This window comes from Maritimibacter harenae, from assembly GCF_009882975.1.
In the GTDB taxonomy this organism is placed as follows: domain Bacteria; phylum Pseudomonadota; class Alphaproteobacteria; order Rhodobacterales; family Rhodobacteraceae; genus Maritimibacter; species Maritimibacter harenae.
On sequence record NZ_WTUX01000019.1, the window covers coordinates 192,328 to 213,443 of the forward strand.

General features: G+C 66.9%; 26 protein-coding genes. 10 read left to right on the forward strand and 16 right to left on the reverse strand.

The features are described 5' to 3' along the window. Nucleotides 1-123 precede the first annotated feature (123 nt). Both GQE99_RS15685 and GQE99_RS15690 read left to right on the forward strand, forming a co-directional pair. Nucleotides 124-537, forward strand: a complete 414-nt coding sequence (locus GQE99_RS15685; protein WP_161352582.1) for an Hsp20 family protein — start codon at nt 124-126, stop codon at nt 535-537. A gap of 64 nt (nt 538-601) precedes the next feature. Beyond that, nucleotides 602-829, forward strand: coding sequence for a DUF1150 family protein (locus GQE99_RS15690; protein ID WP_161352583.1), 228 nt, complete (start codon nt 602-604; stop codon nt 827-829). A gap of 76 nt (nt 830-905) precedes the next feature. Here GQE99_RS15690 and GQE99_RS15695 read toward each other — a convergent pair whose 3' ends face one another. Genes GQE99_RS15695 through GQE99_RS15705 form a run of 3 tightly spaced genes read right to left on the reverse strand, consistent with a single transcriptional unit; the run spans nt 906 to nt 2,967 of the window. Beyond that, nucleotides 906-1,547, reverse strand: coding sequence for a glycosyltransferase family A protein (locus tag GQE99_RS15695; protein WP_161352584.1), 642 nt, complete (start codon nt 1,545-1,547; stop codon nt 906-908). Between the two features lie 31 nt (nt 1,548-1,578). Further along, the gene (gene arsB, locus GQE99_RS15700) at nt 1,579-2,622 is read right to left on the reverse strand and encodes an ACR3 family arsenite efflux transporter (RefSeq protein ID WP_161352585.1); all 1,044 of its coding nucleotides are present in this window, start codon (nt 2,620-2,622) and stop codon (nt 1,579-1,581) included. 12 nt (nt 2,623-2,634) lie between these two features. Next, nucleotides 2,635-2,967, reverse strand: coding sequence for an ArsR/SmtB family transcription factor (locus GQE99_RS15705; RefSeq protein WP_161352586.1), 333 nt, complete (start codon nt 2,965-2,967; stop codon nt 2,635-2,637). 133 nt (nt 2,968-3,100) lie between these two features. Here GQE99_RS15705 and GQE99_RS15710 point away from each other — a divergent pair, with 133 nt between their 5' ends. Continuing rightward, nucleotides 3,101-3,664: a hypothetical protein gene (locus GQE99_RS15710; RefSeq protein ID WP_161352587.1), complete on the forward strand. Its 564-nt coding sequence runs from the start codon at nt 3,101-3,103 to the stop codon at nt 3,662-3,664. Here the strand turns inward: GQE99_RS15710 and trxB are convergent, their stop codons facing one another. After that, nucleotides 3,665-4,648, reverse strand: a complete 984-nt coding sequence (trxB, locus tag GQE99_RS15715; protein WP_161352588.1) for a thioredoxin-disulfide reductase — start codon at nt 4,646-4,648, stop codon at nt 3,665-3,667. A gap of 170 nt (nt 4,649-4,818) precedes the next feature. On the opposite strand from trxB, the gene GQE99_RS15720 reads away from it, so the two are divergent. The 3 genes from GQE99_RS15720 (at nt 4,819) to GQE99_RS15730 (ending at nt 5,888) form a co-directional block, all read left to right on the forward strand. Continuing rightward, nucleotides 4,819-5,319, forward strand: coding sequence for an Lrp/AsnC family transcriptional regulator (locus GQE99_RS15720; RefSeq protein WP_161352589.1), 501 nt, complete (start codon nt 4,819-4,821; stop codon nt 5,317-5,319). Nucleotides 5,320-5,330: 11 nt separating this feature from the next. Next, nucleotides 5,331-5,513: a hypothetical protein gene (locus GQE99_RS15725; RefSeq protein ID WP_161352590.1), complete on the forward strand. Its 183-nt coding sequence runs from the start codon at nt 5,331-5,333 to the stop codon at nt 5,511-5,513. A 168-nt stretch (nt 5,514-5,681) separates the two neighbouring features. After that, on the forward strand, nt 5,682-5,888 hold the full coding sequence (locus tag GQE99_RS15730; RefSeq protein WP_161352591.1) for a cold-shock protein: 207 nt from the start codon (nt 5,682-5,684) through the stop codon (nt 5,886-5,888). A gap of 73 nt (nt 5,889-5,961) precedes the next feature. On the opposite strand, the gene GQE99_RS15735 is transcribed toward GQE99_RS15730, so the two are convergent. Continuing rightward, entirely contained in the window at nt 5,962-7,911 is a 1,950-nt protein-coding gene (locus tag GQE99_RS15735; RefSeq protein ID WP_161352592.1) for an FAD-binding monooxygenase, read from the reverse strand. A gap of 381 nt (nt 7,912-8,292) precedes the next feature. On the opposite strand from GQE99_RS15735, the gene GQE99_RS15740 reads away from it, so the two are divergent. Continuing rightward, on the forward strand, nt 8,293-8,982 hold the full coding sequence (locus tag GQE99_RS15740) for a L,D-transpeptidase (protein ID WP_328794149.1): 690 nt from the start codon (nt 8,293-8,295) through the stop codon (nt 8,980-8,982). A gap of 106 nt (nt 8,983-9,088) precedes the next feature. Next, nucleotides 9,089-9,928: a GH25 family lysozyme gene (locus tag GQE99_RS15745; protein WP_328794150.1), complete on the forward strand. Its 840-nt coding sequence runs from the start codon at nt 9,089-9,091 to the stop codon at nt 9,926-9,928. Nucleotides 9,929-10,246: 318 nt separating this feature from the next. Here GQE99_RS15745 and pgeF read toward each other — a convergent pair whose 3' ends face one another. Genes pgeF through lgt form a run of 3 tightly spaced genes read right to left on the reverse strand, consistent with a single transcriptional unit; the run spans nt 10,247 to nt 12,947 of the window. Beyond that, nucleotides 10,247-11,005 carry a peptidoglycan editing factor PgeF gene (pgeF, locus tag GQE99_RS15750; RefSeq protein WP_161352593.1) on the reverse strand — a complete coding sequence of 253 codons (759 nt, stop codon included), beginning with the start codon at nt 11,003-11,005 and terminating at the stop codon, nt 10,247-10,249. Further along, the gene (locus GQE99_RS15755; RefSeq protein ID WP_161352594.1) at nt 11,002-12,060 is read right to left on the reverse strand and encodes a class I SAM-dependent methyltransferase; all 1,059 of its coding nucleotides are present in this window, start codon (nt 12,058-12,060) and stop codon (nt 11,002-11,004) included. Before GQE99_RS15755 ends, pgeF begins: the two co-directional genes overlap by 4 nt. Next, nucleotides 12,057-12,947: a prolipoprotein diacylglyceryl transferase gene (gene lgt / locus GQE99_RS15760; RefSeq protein ID WP_161352595.1), complete on the reverse strand. Its 891-nt coding sequence runs from the start codon at nt 12,945-12,947 to the stop codon at nt 12,057-12,059. The genes GQE99_RS15755 and lgt overlap by 4 nt, the downstream gene beginning before the upstream one ends. A gap of 147 nt (nt 12,948-13,094) precedes the next feature. Here lgt and GQE99_RS15765 point away from each other — a divergent pair, with 147 nt between their 5' ends. Both GQE99_RS15765 and GQE99_RS15770 read left to right on the forward strand, forming a co-directional pair. Beyond that, nucleotides 13,095-13,361, forward strand: coding sequence for an accessory factor UbiK family protein (locus tag GQE99_RS15765; protein ID WP_161352596.1), 267 nt, complete (start codon nt 13,095-13,097; stop codon nt 13,359-13,361). Between the two features lie 38 nt (nt 13,362-13,399). Then, a complete protein-coding gene (locus tag GQE99_RS15770) occupies nt 13,400-13,831 on the forward strand; it encodes a CAP domain-containing protein (protein WP_161352597.1) in 432 nt (143 codons plus the stop codon). Nucleotides 13,832-13,841: 10 nt separating this feature from the next. Here GQE99_RS15770 and GQE99_RS15775 read toward each other — a convergent pair whose 3' ends face one another. The 8 genes from GQE99_RS15775 to GQE99_RS15810 form a co-directional block, all read right to left on the reverse strand. Next, nucleotides 13,842-14,651: an SseB family protein gene (locus GQE99_RS15775; RefSeq protein WP_161352598.1), complete on the reverse strand. Its 810-nt coding sequence runs from the start codon at nt 14,649-14,651 to the stop codon at nt 13,842-13,844. Further along, nucleotides 14,648-15,241, reverse strand: a complete 594-nt coding sequence (locus tag GQE99_RS15780; protein WP_161352599.1) for a uracil-DNA glycosylase family protein — start codon at nt 15,239-15,241, stop codon at nt 14,648-14,650. Before GQE99_RS15780 ends, GQE99_RS15775 begins: the two co-directional genes overlap by 4 nt. Nucleotides 15,242-15,307: 66 nt before the next feature. Continuing rightward, nucleotides 15,308-15,712, reverse strand: coding sequence for a c-type cytochrome (locus tag GQE99_RS15785; RefSeq protein WP_161352600.1), 405 nt, complete (start codon nt 15,710-15,712; stop codon nt 15,308-15,310). A gap of 120 nt (nt 15,713-15,832) precedes the next feature. Continuing rightward, nucleotides 15,833-17,536 (reverse strand): capsule biosynthesis protein, encoded by a 1,704-nt coding sequence (locus GQE99_RS15790; protein WP_202530862.1) that lies wholly within the window; start codon nt 17,534-17,536, stop codon nt 15,833-15,835. Further along, entirely contained in the window at nt 17,514-18,173 is a 660-nt protein-coding gene (locus GQE99_RS15795; protein WP_161352601.1) for an ABC transporter ATP-binding protein, read from the reverse strand. The genes GQE99_RS15790 and GQE99_RS15795 overlap by 23 nt, the downstream gene beginning before the upstream one ends. Nucleotides 18,174-18,378: 205 nt before the next feature. Beyond that, entirely contained in the window at nt 18,379-19,677 is a 1,299-nt protein-coding gene (locus tag GQE99_RS15800) for a Na+/H+ antiporter NhaA (protein ID WP_161352602.1), read from the reverse strand. A 124-nt stretch (nt 19,678-19,801) separates the two neighbouring features. Then, entirely contained in the window at nt 19,802-20,293 is a 492-nt protein-coding gene (locus GQE99_RS15805) for a hypothetical protein (protein ID WP_161352603.1), read from the reverse strand. Between the two features lie 201 nt (nt 20,294-20,494). Continuing rightward, nucleotides 20,495-21,085, reverse strand: a complete 591-nt coding sequence (locus tag GQE99_RS15810) for a LysE family translocator (protein WP_161352604.1) — start codon at nt 21,083-21,085, stop codon at nt 20,495-20,497. Nucleotides 21,086-21,116: the final 31 nt, after the last annotated feature.

Below are 21,116 nucleotides of genomic sequence, written 5' to 3' on the forward strand. Positions count from 1 at the left end.
ACGCCCCCCTGCGCCAAGCTTTTCAGGGTCTTGTGCGCGCGCGGCCGCGCGCCCATATTATGTGCACGGGGTCGCCGCGAGCGGGACCCTCAAGACACATCGCTTTATGGCAAAGGACGTGTGATGACGAAGATGACGCTGGGGGCCCACCCGTATTTCCTGGGCTTCGATCAGCTGGAACGCATGATCGAACAGGCCGCGAAAAGCGGGACCGAAGGCTACCCCCCTTTCAACATCGAACAGGTCAGCGATCGCGCGTATCGCATTTCCCTCGCCGTGGCCGGGTTCTCTGACGAGGACCTGTCGATCACCATCGAAGATCGCAAGCTCGTGGTGCGCGGGCGCCAGCCGAAGACGGACGCGGACCGCGTGTTCCTGCACCGTGGCATCGCCGGGCGCCAATTCATGAAGAGCTTCGTGTTGGCCGATGGAGTCGAGGTGAAAGGTGCGAAGACCGAGAACGGGCTTCTGCACATCGATCTGGAACGGTCCGAACCCGACAGCGTGGTTCAGACGATCGAGATCACGAAAGGCTGAGGGATCAATTCCTCACCGTTGCGCGTTGGGGTCGAAACGCCTCACGCATTGAAAGGAGTGCGTCATGAATTTTGATGTGAACAAACTGGCGGGTGAGCTGGAAACCATCGTCTACGTCCGTGAAGTGGACACCGACGATCTGCCGGAGGATATCCGCGAGCAGGTGGAGGGCGCCAAGAAGGTCTACGCCGTCCATTCGTCCGAGGGCGAACGGCTCGCGCTGGTCGGCGACCGCAACCTCGCCTTCGCGCTGGCACGCCAGAACGAACTGTCGCCGGTGCCGGTGCACTGAAGCTGCGGCGGCGCCCCGACGGGGCGCTGCGCGCCTGCTCGATGACCCACGACGCCGATTGCATTGCGCCGGGTCGTCAGAGCTTTTCCCAGACATCGACAGCCCCCGCCGCGTCCCGGTTCGCCCGGTCGCGGTCGGACCGTGACTGAAGCGCGCCGGGATCGTCCAGGGGCATCGCCGGCGGCGCCGCTTTGCCCAGAGTGTGGACCGGCACGCCAAGGCGCGCGAGCTGGGCAGAGATCCAGACATCGTCCACGTACCGCGCCGCCTCCGGCGGATGCGGTATCTGTCGCGCGACGCGTGCCGGGACGAGCGCGCCTGCGAATCCCTGCAATATGGTGCCGCCCCGATACCCGATCCGTTCGCTGCCCCACGACGATCCTGCGATCACCGCGTCGGGATGCTCTTCGCGCGCCGCGATGAACCGTGCCGCCCAGCCGGGCGGGTAGAGCCAGTCGTCATCGCAGATCAGGATATCTCCATCGTATTTCCAGGCCGCCGGGAGCAGCTTGGCGATCGGGCCCGCGTCGGTCTCGGGCTGGAGCAGCGTCACTTCGAACGGGAGCGCGGGCAGGGGGGCGGTATCGAACCGCGCGAACCGGCGCGGTACGGTCAGGAAGATCGCGTCCGGCTGCGGAACCTGCGCCACGAGCGCGGCCAGCACGCGCGGCAGGGTCGGGTAGCGCGGCGGGATCGTGGTGAGCGATATGGCGTACATGCTCCCCACTCTCCCGCGCGGGCCCGCCCCGTCAAGCGCCGGCGAACCGGCCGCGTGTCCGGTTGGCGAAGGCCACAAGCGACAGCATCACCGGCACCTCCACAAGAACGCCCACCACTGTGGCGAGCGCGGCGCCGGAATTCAGCCCGAAGAGACTGATCGACACGGCCACGGCGAGCTCGAAGAAATTCGACGTCCCGATGAGGGCGCAGGGCGCCGCGATCCGGTGCGGCACGCGCAGGATCCACGCCGCCGCATAGGCGATCGTGAAGATCCCGTAGCTCTGGATCAGGATCGGCACCGCGATCAGCAGGATCACGAAGGGTTTGTCGAGGATCACCTCGCCCTGTAGCGCAAAGAGGATCGCCACGGTCACGACGAGCCCGATGATCGACCACGGCTTGGCCCTGGCCGAGAACGCCTCGATCCGCGCAGGCGTGGCAAGCGTCCGGCGGGTGAGAAGACCCGCGACCAGCGGCAGAAGGACGTAGAGCAGGGTGGCCAGAACCAGCGTCTCCCACGGCACCGTGATCTCGGTCACGCCCAGCAGGAACGCGACGATGGGCGCGAAGGCCACGATCAGGATGACGTCGTTCACCGAGACCTGCACCAGCGTATATGTCGCGTCCCCGCGGGTGAGCTGGGACCAGACGAAGACCATCGCCGTGCAGGGTGCCGCCCCCAAGAGGATGAGCCCCGCGATGTATTCGGTTGCACTGGCCGGGTCGATCCAGGGGGCGAAGACGTATTCGAAGAACAGGACCGCCAGCAGCGCCATCGTGAACGGCTTGATCAGCCAGTTGACCGCAAGCGTGATCAGAAGCCCGCGCGGCTGGCGCGCCACCCCCGCGATCGCGCGCACGTCGACGCCGATCATCATCGGGTAGACCATCGCCCAGATCAGAACGGCGACCACGAGGTTGATCGAGGCCACCTCGGCCGCCGCGATCCCCTCGACCAGACCGGGGGCGAAGCGCCCGACCGCGATGCCGCCGGCCATCGCAAGCGCGACCCACAGGGTCAGGTATCTCTCGAAGAGCCCCAGCGCCGGGGCATTTTGGGTGGTGTCGGTCATCGGAGGCTCCGGTCAGTCGGTTTGGGCGAACTCGGCCAGGAAGGGCTGGCAGCGCGACGGGGCGCCGCCGCAGCAATCCTCGAGCAGGAAGCCCAGGAGTGCGCGCATCCGGTCGAGCTCGGCGAAGTAGCGCACGGAGCGCCCCTCGCGGCGCGCACGCACCAGCCCGGCAGCGGACAGCACGGTGAGGTTGTTGGACAGCGTGTTCGGCCGGATATCCAGTGCCCGGGCGATGTCGCCGGCGGGCGCCCCGGCCGCGCCCGCGCGGGTCAGGTGGCGGAAGATGTCGAGCCGCAGGTCGTGGGCAAGGGCCGACAGGGCGGCGATGGCGTCTGGCTTTTCCATAGTTCATGTATAATGGAATAAAATGCCACGTAAATGGCACCCCCGCCAATTCATCATCCGTTAACACTTCCCGGCGTAGCGTCATCGGACTTGGGAAAAGGGCCCGCGTGGGTCCGTTTGGAGTTATGCATGAATGGAAGACGGCTTCTACGCGCTGGATCGTGAGACGCGGATCCAGGCAATCGGCGGCGGAATGATCGGTGACGGCGGGTGTTCGACCCGATGGATCGGGCGCTCGTTGTGGGAATTCATCGAGGGTCCTGAAACACAGGCGTTTCTCAGCACGGCATTCTCATGGTGCCGCGTGCTGCGCGAATCCTTCACGACCCACTACCGCATGGACGGGGCGGATGAATCCCACCTGCTTCGCATGACGGTCACGCCGGGGGACGAGGGGCGGGTGCGGGTGCTGCACCGGGTGATCGCGAAAGGTGCGGGCAACCTCGGCGGGCTCCACGCCGACCCCCGTACCGAATGCCGCTGCGCCACCTGCGATCAGCTGCGCTTCGGCGCGGATTGGATCAAGATGATGGTGCGGCCGGCCGCGCGGGATTTTCCGCGCAGTTACGTGCTCTGCCCCGATTGCGCCGCGCGCCGGGTCGGCATCGTCGACGGGATCGGGGGTGGAAAGGTGATGGCCTTCCCCCGCCGGATGGACCGGGAAGGGGAAGGCGGGGACGCGGACTGCGCCTCTTGATCAGACGGCGGTTTCCGGCTCGACCGCGGCGGCCGGTTCCGCTTCCGCGTGTTCGGCGAGGAACTTCTCGGCATCCAGCGCGGCCATGCAGCCCATTCCGGCGCTCGTCACCGCCTGGCGGTAGACATGGTCGGTCAGGTCACCGGCCGCGAAGACGCCCGGGATCGAGGTGCGGGTCGTGCCCGGCTCGACCTTCACGTAGCCGCCGTTGTGCAGCTCGAGCTGATCCTTGACCAGCTCGTTGGCCGGGGCGTGGCCGATGGCGATGAAGACGCCCTTGGCGTCGATCTCGGAGACCTCGCCGGTCTTCACGTTCTTGACCTTCACGCCCTCGACGCCCAGCGGCATGTCGGTGCCTGTCACTTCCTCGAGCACGTGGTCCCACATGACCTCGATCTTCGGGTTCTTCTCGAGCCGGTCGATCAGGATCTTCTCCGCGCGGAACTCGTCCCGGCGGTGGATCACGGTGACTTTCGAGGCGAAGTTGGTGAGGAACAGCGCCTCTTCGACGGCCGTGTTGCCGCCGCCGACCACGATGATCTCCTGCCCGCGGTAGAAGAAGCCGTCGCAAGTGGCGCAGGCGGAGACGCCGAAGCCCTTGAACTTTTCCTCCGTTTCGAGCCCGAGCCACTTGGCCCGCGCCCCGGTCGCAAGGATCACGCTCTCGGCGACATAGGTCGCACCCGAGTCGCCCTTGGCCACGTAAGGCCGCTTGGACAGGTCGAGATCGGTGATGATGTCGGTCTCCACGTCCGTGCCCATCGCCTTGGCGTGTTCTTCCATCTTCACCATGAGCTCCGGACCCTGGACCTCGGTGAAGCCCGGGTAGTTCTCGACGTCGGTGGTGGTGGTGAGCTGCCCGCCCGGTTCCATCCCCTGGACGAGGATGGGCTTGAGCATGGCGCGTGCCGCATAGATGGCGGCGGTGTAGCCCGCGGGGCCCGACCCGATGATCAGAACCCGGGTATTGTGCGTCCCAGACATGACGAATCCCCTCGAATTGGTGGTTGATCCCGATATAGTGGCGCCCCGCGCGTATCGGAACCCCATGCGACATGCTGACGGCCCGGGTTATGATGTTGCGCATTTGCGAAATATTATTGCGCAGCGCGACCTCCAGCGGTAAGGTTCGCCAAATCAATGAGGGGTAACAGATGCCAAGCGCGAAGCTCGACCCGATCGACCGGATGATCCTGGCCGAACTGCAGGCCGATGGGCGGATGACGAATGTCGAGCTCGCAAAGCGTGTCGGCATCTCTGCACCGCCCTGCCTGCGCCGCGTGCGCACGCTGGAGGAGGCGGGCTTCATCCGTGGCTACCACGCCGACGTCGACGCCCGCGCGCTGGGCTTCGAAGTGCAGGTCTTCGCGAGCGTGGGCCTTGTCAGCCAGGCGGAAGCCGACCTGTCGGCCTTCGAAGAGCGCTGCCGCAACTGGCCGCTCGTGCGCGAGTGCCACATGCTGAACGGCGAGGTCGATTTCATCCTGAAATGCGTGGCCCCCGACCTGTCGACCTTCCAGACCTTCCTGACCGAACAGCTCACCGCGGCCGAGAACGTGGCCAGCGTGAAAACCTCGCTGGTGATCCGGGACGCCAAGGACGAACCCGGCGTGCCCTTCGACGTCCTCGAAGCGCGGATGGCCGCCGAGGCTTGAGGCCGCGGCGTATGACCGCGGCGCCGCGCGACGGGGCAGAGCGCTGGACGCATCTCGTCTTCGTCGCAACGCTGCTGCTCAAGGGCGCCTTGGGCGTGATGCTGATCGTTCTGAGCTTGATCGACATCGCGGTGATCGGGCTCACCGTGCACGAATGGCGCGGCCGCCATCGGCAGCTTCGCGCCGCACGCTGAACGGCGGCACCGAATTGTCTTGCCAAGGGCGAAACCGCGGGATAGACGGGCGTTGCTACATTCTCTTCCTACTGCACCTGTCTCCTATCCGGCTTCAGTCTGCCTCTACGAACTGAACTGAGCCGAACTGCCGCATACCGCGGGCAGAATTTTATAGGAGTAAACACGATGGCCAAGGGCACCGTGAAATGGTTCAACACCACCAAAGGCTTCGGCTTCATTGCACCGGAAACCGGTGGGCGCGACGTGTTCGTGCACATCTCTGCCGTTGAGCGCGCGGGCATCCGCGAACTGGCCGACGGTCAGGCCGTGACCTACGAACTCGAAGCCGGCCGTGACGGCCGCGAGTCCGCGACCCAGCTCGAACTCGCCTGAGCGCAGTCCGAACCTGAATTGAAGAACGGCAGGGCCAACGCCCTGCCGTTTTTCTTTGCCTGAATGGCCCGGCTCAGGCCGGCACGGCGTTCGCCTCCGGTGCCCCCGCGTTCTCCTGCGGCAGCAGGAAGCCCGCGAAGAATTCGGCCAGCTCCCCCGTCGCGTCGAGCGGCAGGATATGGGCCACGTACTGGTCGGGGCGGACCACGACCATGCAGCCCTGCGCCCGGTCGATCCCGCGCATGTCGTAGATGTCGTGGCCGTTCTTGTGATCGACGCAGAACACCTTCTCGAAATCACGCAGGCCGAACGTTCCCTTCGCGGGTTTCAGAAGCGACGGCATGTCCTCGTAGTCGAGGTCGCGGAAGTCCTGCTGGAACACCGCGCGCACGTCGATGACCGCGTCGATGTCCTCGCCCGTCCGCGTGTAGCGCCGCACCGGCGAAGCGGGGTCGTTTTCCAGCCAGTCGGCCAATGCATGGATGCGTGACCCCGGGGCCGAGCTGTCGTCCTTGCCCGCGAAGGCGTAGATGCGCCAGCGCCCGTCCGCCTCGGCGACGTGGCCCAGTTGCATCTCCATCGCGTCTGCCATCCGCACGACCGGGGCCGAGTGGAAGCGCTTGCCCAGCGGCAGGCCCGTGGCGAGCGCCTGCTGCGCGCCGTCCGCAACGATGGGCGACGGGTCGTAGCGCACGGCGAGCCCGCCGGTGAACTCCAGGTTGGCGACGAAGTGCTTCTGGAAGCGCGGCATCTCGCTGCCGTCGAGCTCGCCGGGGGTGAGGGGGGCCGACATGATGCGCGCCCATTCATGGTCGGTGTCGACCAGCCGCTTGGCCTCGGTCCGCCGCTCTTCGGTATAGGAATGCAGAAGGCTCGGATCGGAGCGGCCGCCCAGCACCTGCGCGAGCTTCCAGCCCAGGTTGAAAGCATCCCCCATCGACACGTTCATGCCCTGGCCGGCTTTCGGCGAATGCGTGTGGCAGGCGTCGCCCATCGTGAAGACGCGCGGCATGCGGGTGGCGGTTTCGCCCTCCGGCACGTCATCGAACTTGTCCGTCAGGCGGTGCCCGATCTCGTAGACGGACCACCAGACAACCTCTTTCACGTCGATTGAATAGGGCTTCATGATCCGGTTCGCCGCCGCGATCATGTGATCCACGGTCAGGTTGCGCGCGGCCACGCGTTCGTCCGGGTTCAACTTGTCGAGCTCGACATACATCCGGAAAAGATACCCGCCCTCGCGCGGCAGGATGAGCAGGTTGCCCTCCTTCGCCGAGGTGATGAGGTTCTTCATGCGCAGGTCCGGGAAGTCGGAATTGGCGAGGATGTCCATCACGCCCCACGCCTGGTGCGCCGCATCGCCGTGGAGCTTGCCCCCGATCGCCTTGCGCACGTTCGAACGGGCCCCGTCCGCCCCGACCACGTAGTTGGCACGCACCGTGGTGGTGGTCCCGTCGGCGCGTTCCAGCGTCACGGTCACGGGGTGGTCGTCGGTTGTCGTATCGATTTCGAGTGTCTGGACCGCGAGGCCGTAGTCGGGATCCAGCCGCGCGGGCGACTTGCGCATCACGTCGAGGAACAGCTCGTGGATGCGCGCCTGGTTCATCAGCGTGTGGGGCATCTCGGACTGGTCGTCGGCTACGTCCTGCTGGCGTCCGACGCGGGCGATGTGGTCCGGGTTCTTCGGGTCGGGCATCCAGAAGTTCGTCTGGTTCACCCAGTACGCTTCGCGTTTGACCTTCTCGGCGAAGCCGAAGGCCTGGAACATCTCCATCGAGCGCACGTTCACGCCGTCCGCCTGGCCCTTCTCGATCGGGCCCGGCTTGGGTTCGACGATCATCGTGTGAATGTCGGGAAACTGAGACAGCTGCGCGGCAAGGCACAGCCCCGCGGGGCCGCAGCCGGCGATCAGCACGTCGACCTTTTCCGGCAGATCCTTGCGCCCCAGCGTCGGGGCACGGCCGGGGGCGGCCGGCTTCAGGTCCGGATCACCGGGGCGGAAACCGTCGACGTAGTACTGCATGGGTTGTCCTCCTGTGGCGGCATCGGGCCGCGATCTGTGGGATAATAGTATCTATACATATCATTTCCAGTCAATAGAAGATATGTATGCATATTAATGGCGGTAAATGCGTTTGTTTACAGTCAATTAAGGGCGGCTCGCCGCCGTTTCCCGACCCGCCACACAGGACTCACCGCGACTCCTGCACGAATCCCCGGCGACTCGCCCGAGCGCCTTCTGTGCGCCGTTGCGCGGAGTCCACGTTTCCGCGCCGTTGCGTGACTTTTTCGCATGGAAGAGGTTGTCAACAGCATCCCGGCACCGGTTAACTGACTCTCGGACAATGCTTTTTCACCGTCAGGCCTGCGTCAGGCGGTTCGATTCGGGGGATGTGACGTGATCGTGAAACGGCTGACCGGTGTGAAACTGGCCTTGGCGCTTTTTGCAGGACTGGCTCTGACAGCCTGCGACACGGCGCAGATGGAAACCGAAACCTTCGCCTCGCGCGGCATGTACGCGGCGACCGAGGACAACGGGTTCGCGGTTCCCGCGATCAACCCCGCCTACCTCAACGCCGAACGTGTGCGCCAGGTGGTCGACTACTACGCGCCTTACCCGGAGGGGACCATCGTCGTCGATCCCGAGGGGCGGCGGCTCTACCACCTTCTCGGCGACAACAAGGCGATGCGCTACACGGTGGGCGTGGGCAAGGCCGGCTACGGCCTGACCGGCGAGGCGCGGGTCGCGCTCAAGCGTGACTGGCCCTACTGGACGCCGACGCAGAACATGCTGCGCCGCGAGCCCGAGAAATACGGCCCCGTGCGCGCCGGACTGGAAGGCGGGCTCGACAACCCGCTGGGCGCGCGCGCGCTCTACCTCTATCGTGGCGGGCGCGACACGCTCTACCGCATCCACGGCACGCCTTACCCCTGGACGGTGGGCGAGACGGAATCGGGCGGCTGCATCCGCATGTTCAACCAGGACGCCATTCACCTTGCCGCGCAGGTCGACACGGGCACCCGCGTGATCATCCTGCCGAAGTCGCAGGCCGGGAAATGGACCGGCGTGAGCGGGGAATCGCCCGCCGCCTGACCCGGGGCGGGGTCGGCAAGTCCCCGCCAACGCGCCCAACGCGATGGATGCGTGAGACCGCGCGAAACGCTATGCTCGGGCAAAACGACCGAGCAGGCACAACACAATGACATACGCAATCCGGCGGCGCGCAGCGCTCGCCCTGACCATCGTGGCGGCCTTCGCGCTTGCGGCCTGCGACGGGCCGAGCCGTGGGCGCATGGCGAACCCCAAGCCGCTTCTGCCGGAAAATTACACGACGCCGGGCATCCCGACGATCTTCGGCGACACCGAGCCGATCGAGTGGATGGAACACGGCATTCGTCCCGATCAATACCCGATCCACGGGATCGACGCCGCGCGCTACCAGGGTGAGATCGACTTCGTCACCGCCAAGGCCAACGGCGTGAACTTCGCCTGGCTCAAGGCCACCGAGGGCGGTGATCACCTCGACCCCGGCTTCGAGATCAACGCGCCGCGCGCCCGGGCGGCCGGTGTGCCGGTCGGTGGGTATCATTTCTACTACTTCTGCCGGACGCCGGCCGAGCAGGCGCGGTGGTTCATCAAGAACGTGCCGCGCATGCAGGGTGACCTGCCGCCGATGCTGGACATGGAGTGGAACCACGGTTCGCGCACCTGCGGGCGCCGTCCGGACCCCGACACCGTGCGCGACTATATCCGGCAATACGTGGCCATCGTGCAGAACCACTACGGCACAGCGCCGGTGATCTACACGACGCCCGACTTCTACGAGGAGAACGACCTCGGCCGGCTCGTGGGGTACGAATTCTGGCTGCGCTCTGTCGCCGCGCACCCCTCCGAGCGCTATCCGCAGGAGCGTTGGACGTTCTGGCAGTATTCCGGAACCGGCGTCGCACGCGGGGTGAAGGGGAACGTCGACCTCAACGCTTTCGCGGGCACCGTGGAAAGCTGGGTCGGCTGGCTCACCGCGCGCCGCCAGCGCTAGCCCATGAAAAAGGCCGCCCCTTGGGGGCGGCCCGCGTCGCTGTCATGGTGCGCTGCTTCAACCGGTCCGGATGCGGAGCCCGGCGGCGGCGCGATGCCCCCTGTGGATCGGCAGTGCGACCTTCGGGGCCTGCGCGGCCTCCACGATCGACTTGATCCAGCGGTTCTTCGACATCTCGGCCCCTTTTCTCTTTGCGGATCGCCTGTCCGGTTGTGGCCATGAGGCGCCGGAAATGTGGCGGGGTTTGGGCAGGTTCGCGGAGAAATGCGGCCGATTTGCACGGGGCCGGGCAACAATCGTCGCGCTTGCGCGCCAGTGTCAGAGGCGGATCGCCGAAATGAGGCGGCCGTAATCGGCCTCCCGCCGATGCACGGAGCGGCGGTAGGAATAAAACCTTTCCGGGTCTGCGTAGGTGCAATGGCGCGTCCACTCCGCATGGCCCACGCCCGCCTCGCGCAGGCGGTAAAGTCCGAACGCGGGCAGGTCGAACATCACCCGGTCGCCGTGCCCGCCCGCGAAGAACCGGCCGTTCTCCGGGTCTTCGTCCATGAAGCGCTCCATGAATTCCGGCCCGACTTCGTAGTTCGCCTGGCTGATCGTCGGCCCGATCACCGCGTGGATCGCCTCGCGCCGGGCGCCCAGCGCGACCATCGCGTCCAGCGTCGCTTCGAGCACGCCGTCGAGCGCCCCGCGCCAGCCTGCATGCGCGGCGCCGATCACCCCGGCTTCCGCATCGGCGAAAAGCACGGGTTCGCAATCGGCGGTGAGCACGGTCAGGACCAGCCCCGGCACGTCCGTGACCAGTGCGTCGGCGCGCGGGCGGTCGCCGCTCAGCGGTTCGCGCACGGTCACCACGTCGGGCGAATGCACCTGGTGGACGGCGACGAGCGCCTCCGGCGTGGCCTCCATCGCGGCCGCGGCCCGGGCGCGGTTCAGCGCGACCGCGTCGGCCTGGTCGTCGGAACCGCCACCGCAGTTCAGACCGGCATAGACGCCGGACGAAGCCCCGCCCTTTCGGGTGAAGAACCCGTGGCGGATGCCATCAAGTGCGCTGGAGGTGATCAGTTCAAGGTTCATGTCTCAAGCCCCGGCAACATGGGCGCGCCCTCGGGTACGAACGCGAGGGTCTTGAACAGGGTTCCCATTTCGTCGGGGTGCGTCAAGCGACGATGCGCGGCGACGTGGTTGGCAAGCGGATCTCCCTCGAGCCGGCGAGCCAGGGCCTGCGCGCGCGCCGTGATCCCCAGCCTTTCGAGGAAGACGCCCTGCGGCGTGAGGCGCGAATGGGTGAGCCTCGGGGCGGCCAGCGCGAGCGCCTCGAAGTCGACATGGGCGGTAAGATCGGCGGTGCCGGGGTCGGTCAGCGGGTCGGCCCGTTCATGGCCCGCGACGGCCTGGAGCGTATCGCCGAGCGAGCGCCAGTCGCCGTAGTCGATGATCAGCGCCGCGCCGCCGTGGGCAGACAGCCGCGCGTCGATTTCGGCCATCACCGCGTCGCCGGCCGGGCGAACTTCCACAAGGTCGCCCTCGGCCGCGTCGTCGAAGCGCGACAGCGGGGCCGGGTCGGTCGGGCCGCCCAGCCCGAAGGCGAGTTGCCCGTCGACCACGCCCACCTGCCGCTCGCGCCATGTCGCGCCGTCGCGCTGGAACTGGCGCACCGGAAGCGCGTCGAAGAACTCGTTGGCGACGAGGAAGAGGGGCCCGGGGGGCAGGTCCTCCACCCGGTCGGCCCAGGTCACGCCATACCCCGCCAGTGTCGCCTGCTGACGGTCGCGCAGGGTCGGCGAGGCTTCGACGAGCGCGACCCGTGCCGCGTCGTGGAAGCCCGGCACGCTCCGGGTGGCGCGCAGGATGTCGGCCATCAGCGTCCCGCGCCCCGGGCCCAACTCCGCCAGCACGATCGCCTCGGGTGCGCCCTGGTCCATCCAGCCCTGCGCAAGGCACAGTCCCACCAGCTCACCGAACATCTGGCTGATCTCGGGCGCCGTGGTGAAATCACCGGCCGCACCCAGCGGGTCGCGGGTCGTGTAATACCCGTGTTCGGGGTCGAGCAGGCACTCGGCCATGTAGTCGGCCACGCTCATCGGGCCGGACTGTGCGATCCGGGCGCGGAGTTTGTCGTCCAGGCTCATCGCGGAGTGCGCCGTGCGCCGTAGACGAGAAAGGCGATGCCGAAGATGATCATCGGCAGGGTCAGGACCTGGCCCATCGTGAGCCCGGCCTCGCCCAGGCGCACCACGTGGCCCCAGGGATTGTCCGGCGTGATGAACTGCGCATCGGCCTGGCGGAAGAACTCGACCGTGAAGCGGGCAAGGCCGTAGCCCAGCAGGAAGAGCCCCGACAGCATCGCGGGGCGCTTGAGCCACCCGCGCGCGAAGGCGAGGAACAGGAGCACCGCGCCCAGCACCAACCCTTCGAGTCCCGCCTCGTAAAGCTGGGAGGGGTGGCGCACGCACGGTTCTGTGGCGGTGGCGCAGGCCTGCGCGGCCGGACCGGGAAAGATCACGCCCCAGGGTGCGTCCGTGGGTCGGCCCCAAAGCTCGCCGTTGACGAAGTTGGCAACGCGCACGAGCCCCAGCGCCGGGGGCGTCGCGATGGCGAGCAGGTCGAGGATCGACCAGGTGACGAGCTGATACTTGCGCGAAAACAGGATGACCCCGATCACCACGCCCAGGAAGCCGCCGTGGAAGGACATGCCGCCCTGCCAGATCTTCACGATGTCGAGCGGATTCTGAAGGTAATACCCGGGCTGGTAGAACAGCACGAACCCCAGCCGGCCCCCGGCGATGATGCCGATCACCATCCAGGTCACCAGCTCTTCGAGCTGGGCGCGCGTCATCGCGGGCTGTTCCCCGGCCCAAAGGCGCGGTCGTGAGATCGCCATGCGGATGATCCACCACCCGATCGCGATGCCGACGATATAGCCCAGGGCGTACCACCGGATGCCGAAATGCATGCCGAACAGGTCGAAGCCGAAGGCTTCGGGTGACAGGTTCGGAAATTGGATCGCGGCCCACATGCAGACGTGGTGCGCCGGGGCGCGGGCGGTGTCAACCGAAAGCGGTAGAGTTGAGAATCAATGACATCTTCCCCATATAGGCTTTGATATTCGGTCCGATCCCCCGGGCACGTACCGGACGGAACGCAGTTCTAGCAGGAGATCACGATGCAAACCCGCAACAAGGTGTTCGACGACCTGTCCCAGCTCATGACCAACGCGATGGGCGTTGCGCAGGGCGCACGGACCGAGGCAGAGACCGCCATGAAAAGCTGGATGGACCGCTGGCTCGCCGACCGCGACTTCGTCACGCGCGAGGAATTCGACGCGGTGCGCGCGATGGCGCAGAAGGCCCGCGAGGAAAACGAGGCCCTGAAGGCGCGAATCGAGGCGCTGGAGGCGACTTCGACCAAGAAGGCGGCCCCGAAATCCTGACGCGTCCCCGCCTCCTGCTGGCAGCAGCGCTGACCGCCATGCTGACGGCGACGGGTGCCGGGGCCTGCACCCTTCCCGCCAACGCGGCCAGCCTCATGGCCGCGGCGGGTACGGCGATCAACGACGCGCGCGAGAATGCGGGGCGCAAGGCGCTTCGCCGCGATGCACGGCTCGACCAGGCCGCGCAGCGTCACGCCTGCTGGATGTCCACCACCGGGCGTTTCACCCACTCCGGCGAAGGCGACACGCGCCCCTCCCAGCGGATTGCCGCTACCGGCTACAAGGCGCGTCTCACGTCTGAGAACATCGCCAAGGGGCAACGCACCGCCGACGAAGTCATCTCGGACTGGATGGCCTCCAAGGGCCACCGCGAGAACATCCTGCGCCAGACGGTCGTCGACTACGGTGTGGGCGTCGCGCTTCTGAGCGGACGGCCGGTCTGGGTCGTGATCTTCGCGTCCCACCAGTAGGGCGGGCGGCTCACTTCAGGATCGGCGGCTTGGACGGATCCGACCCCGGGGCCTTGGGTTTGGGGGTCTCCACCGGCTCCGGCTTCGGCTTCGGCATATCGAACCTCAGGCCCACCTTCGCGAAACGCTCTGCCACCGGATCGGTCGCGGTGAAGAAGGCCACGTCGAGCCGCTCTTCCGCCCCGGAGAATGTCATCGCCTCGTGCGCCGAACGTGCAAGCGCGGCTTCCGACCCATCGACCGCGTCGATGAAGGCCAGCACCAGCCCGGTGCTTTCGTCGTCATAGCGTGCGCGGGCCAGCAGCGCGTGGTCGCACAGCCCCGCCGCCGATCCCAACTTCGCGGACAGGCCGGTGATCACGCGATCGGGCAGCCCGCGGGGCGCCTCGAGGCTTTGCACCTGGCCCTCAGTCTCTTCCGGGGCCGGGCCCAGTGTTTCGGCGAGCCAGTCGACGGCCCCGGCCGGGATCAGGATCGAAGAGGGCGCGGTTCCGAGGTTGACCCCGAGCCCGATGCCCGAGCCCGCCATCATCGCCGCGATCACCCGGCCGGGCAGCGCGGCATAGGGCGCGGGGCCCTCTGCGAAAGCCGCCAGCCGCTCTTCCCGGTCGAAAACGAGCGCGTACCGATCCGGCTCGCCGACCTCGGCCTCGAGCTCCACGATCTCGGGGTTCAGCGTCTCGCCGCGTGCCTCTTCGGTCAGCATCAGGAACAGTTCGCCGTCGGCCAGCCGTTCGTAGAAGCCCAGCCGTGCCGCGTCGTCGTCCAGGTCGGCCTGCATGGCCGCGTGGGCCGCATCGAGGGGGGTCGTTTCGCTCATGGTTCAAGCACCTCCGCCACCCGGGCCCGCAGGACCGGCAACAGCTCGGCCTCGAACCACGGATTTTTCTTCAGCCATCCCGTATTGCGCCACGACGGGTGAGGCAAGGGGAGGATCGCGGGCGCATGATCGCGCCAGCCGCGCACGGTTTCGGTCAGGCTGCCTTTCGTGCCCAGGTGCCGGCGCTGGGCATAGACGCCGACCAGCAACGTGAGCTCGGGCCTGAGCACCGCGTCCACGTCGTCGTGCCAGGTTTCGGCACAGATGCGCGGCGGTGGCAGGTCCGAGCCGCGCGCGTCGTAACCGGGAAAGCAGAATGCCATCGGCGTGATCGCGATGCGGCTCTTGTCGTAGAACGTGTCCCGGTCCACCCCCATCCACTCGCGTAGACGGTCGCCGGAGCGGTCGTTGAACGGCAGCCCCGTCTCATGCACCCGCTTGCCCGGGGCCTGCCCGATCACGCGCAGCCGCGCGGTCTCTTCGAACCAGGCGACCGGGCGGGGAGCGTGGGCCGTGCGCGTTTCGGCAAACCCCTCGGCGCAGAGGCGGCAGGCGCTGATGCGGTCGGGCAGGGGGATGCGGGCGCTCATGCCCGCTACGTAAGGTGGCCCGGCCCTCCGGACAATATCGCGCCCGGCATCAGGCCGGGGCCCGCCTCACTCCTGGATGCTCTCGAGGTAGTAGACCAGCGACAGGATGCGCCCGTGGGCCATCAATTCCTGTACGATCGGCGATTTCTCGGATCCGGCGGCCGTGGCCATGAAGCGATCGCCCCAGACCGGCATGTCGGTGCTGCCGTGCATGCGGATCATCTCGCGTCCGTCGATCATCCAGACCGCGTATTCGAAGGGGAATTCGCCGCCGTTGCGCTCGGTCATCCGGGTGAGATCGGGTGTATCGATCTTCAGGAGCCCGGCCAGGGGGCCGTCCCCCTTGGCGCTCTCGCCGTGGCAGCCCGCGCAGGCCACCATGAATTCCTCTTCTCCCGCAGTGTTTTGCGCCACCGCGCCTGTCGCCACGGTGCACACTGCGGCAGCCAGAGCCAAAATCTTCATCGCCATGTTGCAGGCCTCCCTTGTTCAGTCAGATCACGCCATCCGGCGCTACTGACAGGAAAGGGAAGTGGCGCGCGCCCCGCATTGACCGCGGTCATCCGGCGGCGCGCACGGGCCGGGTCGGCGTCAGCTGGTCACCTGTTCGCGCAGGATCGACGCGGTGATGGAGATCATCAGGTAGATGCCCGCGAAGACGAGGAAGGCCAGCAACGTGTTCTCGAACGCCCTCGGGTAGGTGGGCTGGTCGGGCGCCACGGGATGCACGCCCATCTCGAGATAGCGGGTCTGCTTGTTGGCCTCGATCCGCGCGGTCTCCAGCTGTTGCAGCGCCTGCTGCATGAGCGCCGTGCGGGTCTCAAGGTTGGTCTGCGCGATGGCGAGCTGCCCGGTGACGGCCGCGAGGCTGTCGCCGCCCTGCGTGCTTTCCTCGGTCAGGCGTGCGCGCAGGTCCGCGACCAGGTTCTCGAGCCGCTCGATGTCGCCCCGCACCCCCTCGACGCGCGCCTGGTTCGGGCGCGGGTTGTCGAGCAGCTGCTGCAATTGCAGGCGCTTCTGCTGAAGTTGGGTTTCGAAGGTGTTGACCTGCCCCATGATCGAGGTCGCGTCGGATGTCGCGTCGAACACGCCCCGGCTTTCCTGGAGCCTGAGCACCTCGGACTGGGCGTCGAGCATCGCCTGCTCGGCCTTCTCGTAGCTCTCGCGCGCCCCGGCCATCTGGTCTTCGCGCAGGCGCTGGGTCAGGTTGTCGACCCGCTGTTCGGCATAGGCGATGAGCGCTTCGGACATGGCCGCGGAGGTTTCGGGGTCGGCGGCGATCACCTCCATCTTCACGATGCCTTCGGTGGGGTCGAAGCCGATCTTCACGTTCTTGGTGTATACCTTGTAGGCCTCTTCGTTCGACGCGCCTGGGTCGAGCCGCTGGATCGGGTCGATCGCGGGGTTCGAGAAATGAGCCTTGAAGCCCAGATCCTCGTCCAGCCTGAGCATCGCGTCGCGCGAAGTGAGGTACGACTGGACGGTGACGGAGTCCTGGCTGGTGGCCAGCCCGGAGCCCGCGAACAGGCTCGACATCGCGGTCCCGCCCGACTCGGCCTTCTGGATCACGAACTCGGACTTGGTCGCGTACATCGGCGTGGCCACGACGTAGAAGTACCATCCCGCGATCAGGGTCGGCAGCAACACGAAGGCAGCCAGACGCGTGGCGAGCAGGAGCAACTTCTTGCGGCGCCGCCGCACGATCTGTTCCTGCATTTCCTGGATCGACTTGGCGCGCTCGGCCGCGTCCATGACGTTCGTCGAGGGTAGCTGTGGCTGGCCGGGCTGGATCGTCTGCGGCAGCTGGATTTTGCCCTCGCCCGCCTTGCCCTTCTCCTCTTCCTCGGAGGAGACGAGCTGGAGCATGTTGGCGGTCTGGAACGGGTCGATGCCTTCCTGACGCAGAAGCCGCACGGCGTCGTAATCCGACGTGGCCGCGAGCCCGTGTTTCTGTGCCACGCGGCGCGCCATGCGCAGCTGGCGGCCGGTCAACCCCTCCTGCTTAATGCGCGCGATCTCGACCTCGGCCGGTTCGCGCCGGGTGGCGGGTGTCTTGCGTTCGGAGGCGGCCGAGCCGGGGAAGGGGGCCGAACCGAAGCCGTCCTCCTGCGGCCCCTGTGCCGCCGCTTCCATCGGGTTGGGCTGGCGCGCGCGCCGGGGCGGCGCCTTGGACGCGTCGGCCTGTCCCGCCTCGCGGCGGGGCGGCTGGGTGTCGCGGGCCTGGGCGCCGGGCTTGTCGTCCTGGGCGCCGGGGCGTCGGATGCGGAATTTCCTAGCCTTGGGTGGAGTAGTCATAGAGCTGTTTCGCTTCTTCCAAGGTATCGAACATGAACAATTGGCCGTTATGGAGCACCGCGGCCGAGCGGCAGAATTTCTCGAGCGTCTGGGCCTGGTGGCTCACCACGACGACGGTTGCGCTTTCAAGCCGCTGGCGCAGCACGTCGCCCGCCTTGCGGTTGAACTCGGCATCCGTTGTCTGGGGCATGCCCTCGTCGATCAGGTAGATGTCGAAATCGAGCGCAAGCAGCAAGGCGAAGGTGAACCGCGCCTTCATGCCGGACGAATAGGTGCCCAGGGGGAAGTCGTAATATTCCTCGAGCCCGCAGAGCCAGCGGGTGAACGCCTCGATGTAATCCGGGTCGAGCCCGTACATGCGGGCGATGTAGCGGGCGTTTTCCTTGGCCGACAGCTTCGGGACGACCCCGCCCATGAACCCCAGCGGGAACGACACGCGCGAGGTGCGCCGCACCTCGCCCTCGTCCGGCTTCTCCAGCCCCGCCATCATGTTGATGATCGTGGTCTTACCCGTCCCGTTCGGCGCGAGGATGCCCAGCGAATGGCCAAGCGGCACCCGGAACGACGCATGGTCGAGAATGACCTTGCGCTGCTGTCCGGTCCAGAAGGACTTGGATACGTTGTCGAATTCGATCATCCGAACCCCGGAATCTGCTGTCGCCCCACGGCCCGGATGTCCCCGGGCGTTCGTGGCGGACAGTCGTAGAGGATCAATCTGGCCCCATTATGTCGGACAAAAGACCGCGTGGACAATGTTTTGTCCATGATTGGGAGAGGTTGCGCGCCTCACGTGGCCGCGATCGGTTCCGCCCGGTAAACCATGCGGCCACAGGGGGTGGACCTCAGCCACCCCGCCGGCGCACGTGCAGAAGCTGCCCGGCAAGGACCGCGACGAAGACCGTGCCCACGCTCAGGAGCGCGCCGAGCTTTGCGGCGTCCAGCACGGGGCCGGGGGCGAAGGCCTGCGCCGCGATGAAGAGCGACACCGTGACCCCGGTCGCGGCCGCGGTGCCCACCACGACGAGGTCGGCAAGCCGCATCCCTTCGGGCAGTCCCAGGCGCAGGAGCACGGCTGCACCGTAACCGAAAAGCGCGATGCCCAGCGGCTTGCCCACGACCAGCGCGGCCAGCACGATCCAGGTCGGCGCCCCGGCCGCCGTCACGACGATCCCGGCGTTGGCCAGCGCGAAGAGGAACAGGATCACCTCGACCGGCACCTGCAGCGCGCGCTCGAGCGTGTTGAGGATGTCTTTCAGATGGGTCTCGGCTTCGGCGAACAGGCCGAAGGCGCGGTCTGCATGCGGGATCGCCGGGATGACCGGCAGCAGGGCGAGCGCCGGGTGCACGCCCGATTGCGTGAAGGCGGCAAGGCTGATCAGCCCGGCGATCGCGTAGGGATACCATTTCAGGTGCAGCCGCACCCAGGTCGAGCGCGCCCGCGTGGGATCGCCCCGGTCCAGCCGGCGGGGGAGCCAGTTGAAGGCGACAAACACGAACAGGCAGGCCGCGAAGGACACGAGCAGCCACCCCGGCGCCAGCACCCCGGTCGGGTAGACCAGGGCAATGATGGCGAGCCCAACCGCGTCGTCAGCAATGGCGAGGAGCAGCAGGAACCGCAGCGCCGGATGTCCCGCGCCGAAGACGATCCGCCCGATGACATAGGCGAAGGCGATGTCGGTCGAGGTCGGGATCGCCCAGCCGTGGGCGAGCGCGGTGTAGGTGCTCGATCCCGCGAGCGCGGCAAGCCCGAGGTAGAGCGCCACGGGCATCAGTATCCCGCCCGCCATCGCCACCAGCGGCGTCGCCGCCTTGCGTCCGCGCAGCGCCCCGCGCTCGAGGATGAGTGCCTCCCAGACCTCCTTCGCCGCGATCGCGAAGAAGAAGGCCATGAGCAGGTCGTTCACGATGAACTGCGGGGTCAGAACCCGCTCGACATCGCCGGTCTCGAACGCCTCGGCGCCGGCACCGAACGCATTGTCCCAGACATGCAGGTCGACCCCGAGCCAGCCGTTGAACCACAGCGGGAAATGGATGAAGCGGGCATAGCTGCCGGCATCGAGGTTGGCCCAGGCCAGCGCGACCAGGGCGCCCGCGACCAGCAGCACCGTGTTGTTCGTGATGAAATTCCAGACGCGATACATGCCGGCGAGGCCCCCGTTCCTCGCCCCGATGTAGCCAAAGCGCGCGGCCGCCTCAATGCCGCTGCACAAGGTCCGCGTCTGCCCGCTGCAAACGGGGAACAGGGGAAACGCCGCGGCCGCGGGTCTAGAAGGAGTAGGTCATCCCGATGCCCGGCGCCACGATTCCGGTCACGCCAACGGGCGGCACGAACCGGACGCCTGCGAAGACCGTCGCGCGCGTGTTCGGAATGTCATAAAGGACACCGCCCTTGAGATCGCCCGCCGGCGTGAGCGCTCCGAACATCCGCGACGGGGGAAAGTAGCCCTTGTAGCCGTAGATCATGCCGATATCGACGCCGGCATAGAAGCCGGTGTTCTCGATGATGCCCGGGCGGTACTGGACCTCGACCGAGGCGCCCGCCGAATAGCTCTGCACATCGAAGCTGTTGACGAAGGACATCGCGCTGACGCCGGCGACCACGTCCAGGTCATCGGACAGGGAGAAGGAGACGCCGCAGGACAGGTAGAGGCCGTTCGACTGCACGTCCAACCCCTTGAAACCCTTGAAGTGTCCCGTCCTCGGAAAGATTTCCATCGACACCTGGTCACAGGGCGCCTGCGACCGCGATTGCGCCAAGAGCGGGCCTGTTCCGAGAACGCACAGGCCGATCAAGGCGATTACCAATTGTCGCGCTCTGGTCATGCCGCACCCCGAGAGTCGTGAAAAAGGCTTCCCTCTGTCCCGACCTAGCGCCGCGCAGCCTGCGGAAGTCAACCTGGGGATGTTGACGCTCCGCGCTTCGTGATGCTGTTGCGATCTTTATGCGCAATTCACGGACTAGAGCCGGGCGACCACCGCCAGCACCACCACCGCCAGCATGGAGGCCGCCATGCCCACGTTGATCACCGAATGGGCGCGCTCGGACAGGTCGAGCCGGTGAAGCGTCACGCCGGCCCACAGCCACAGGAAGTGGATGGGAATCCAGATCGCGTTGATGATCAGGAACTTCGCGGCGATTTCGAGTGCATAGCTCTCCGGCAGGAAACCGAAGCCGCTGAAGAAGGCCATGTTCACCGCATAGGCCTTCGGGTTGACGGTCTGCAGGATGATCCCGCCCATGACGCCCGGCGGGCGCGCCCGTTCGATGAAGGCGATGCGGGTCCCCGCGAAGGCGATGCGAAACGCGAGGTAGGCGAGGTATCCGAAGGACAGCACGAACAGGACCGTCCGGATCCGGGGATCGGCCAGCACGAGCGCGGCGAGACCGCTGACCACCGCGATGGCCACCAGGTTCGTGCCCAGGAACAGGCCCAGCACATACCGCGCCCCGCTGCGAAACCCGAAGCCGGAGCCCACCCCGGCGGTCGAGAGAACACCGGGGCCGGGCGTGATGATGAGAAAGAACACGGCGGCTGCGAAGGCGAACATTCGGGCAGTCTAGACGCGGGCGGGTGTCGCC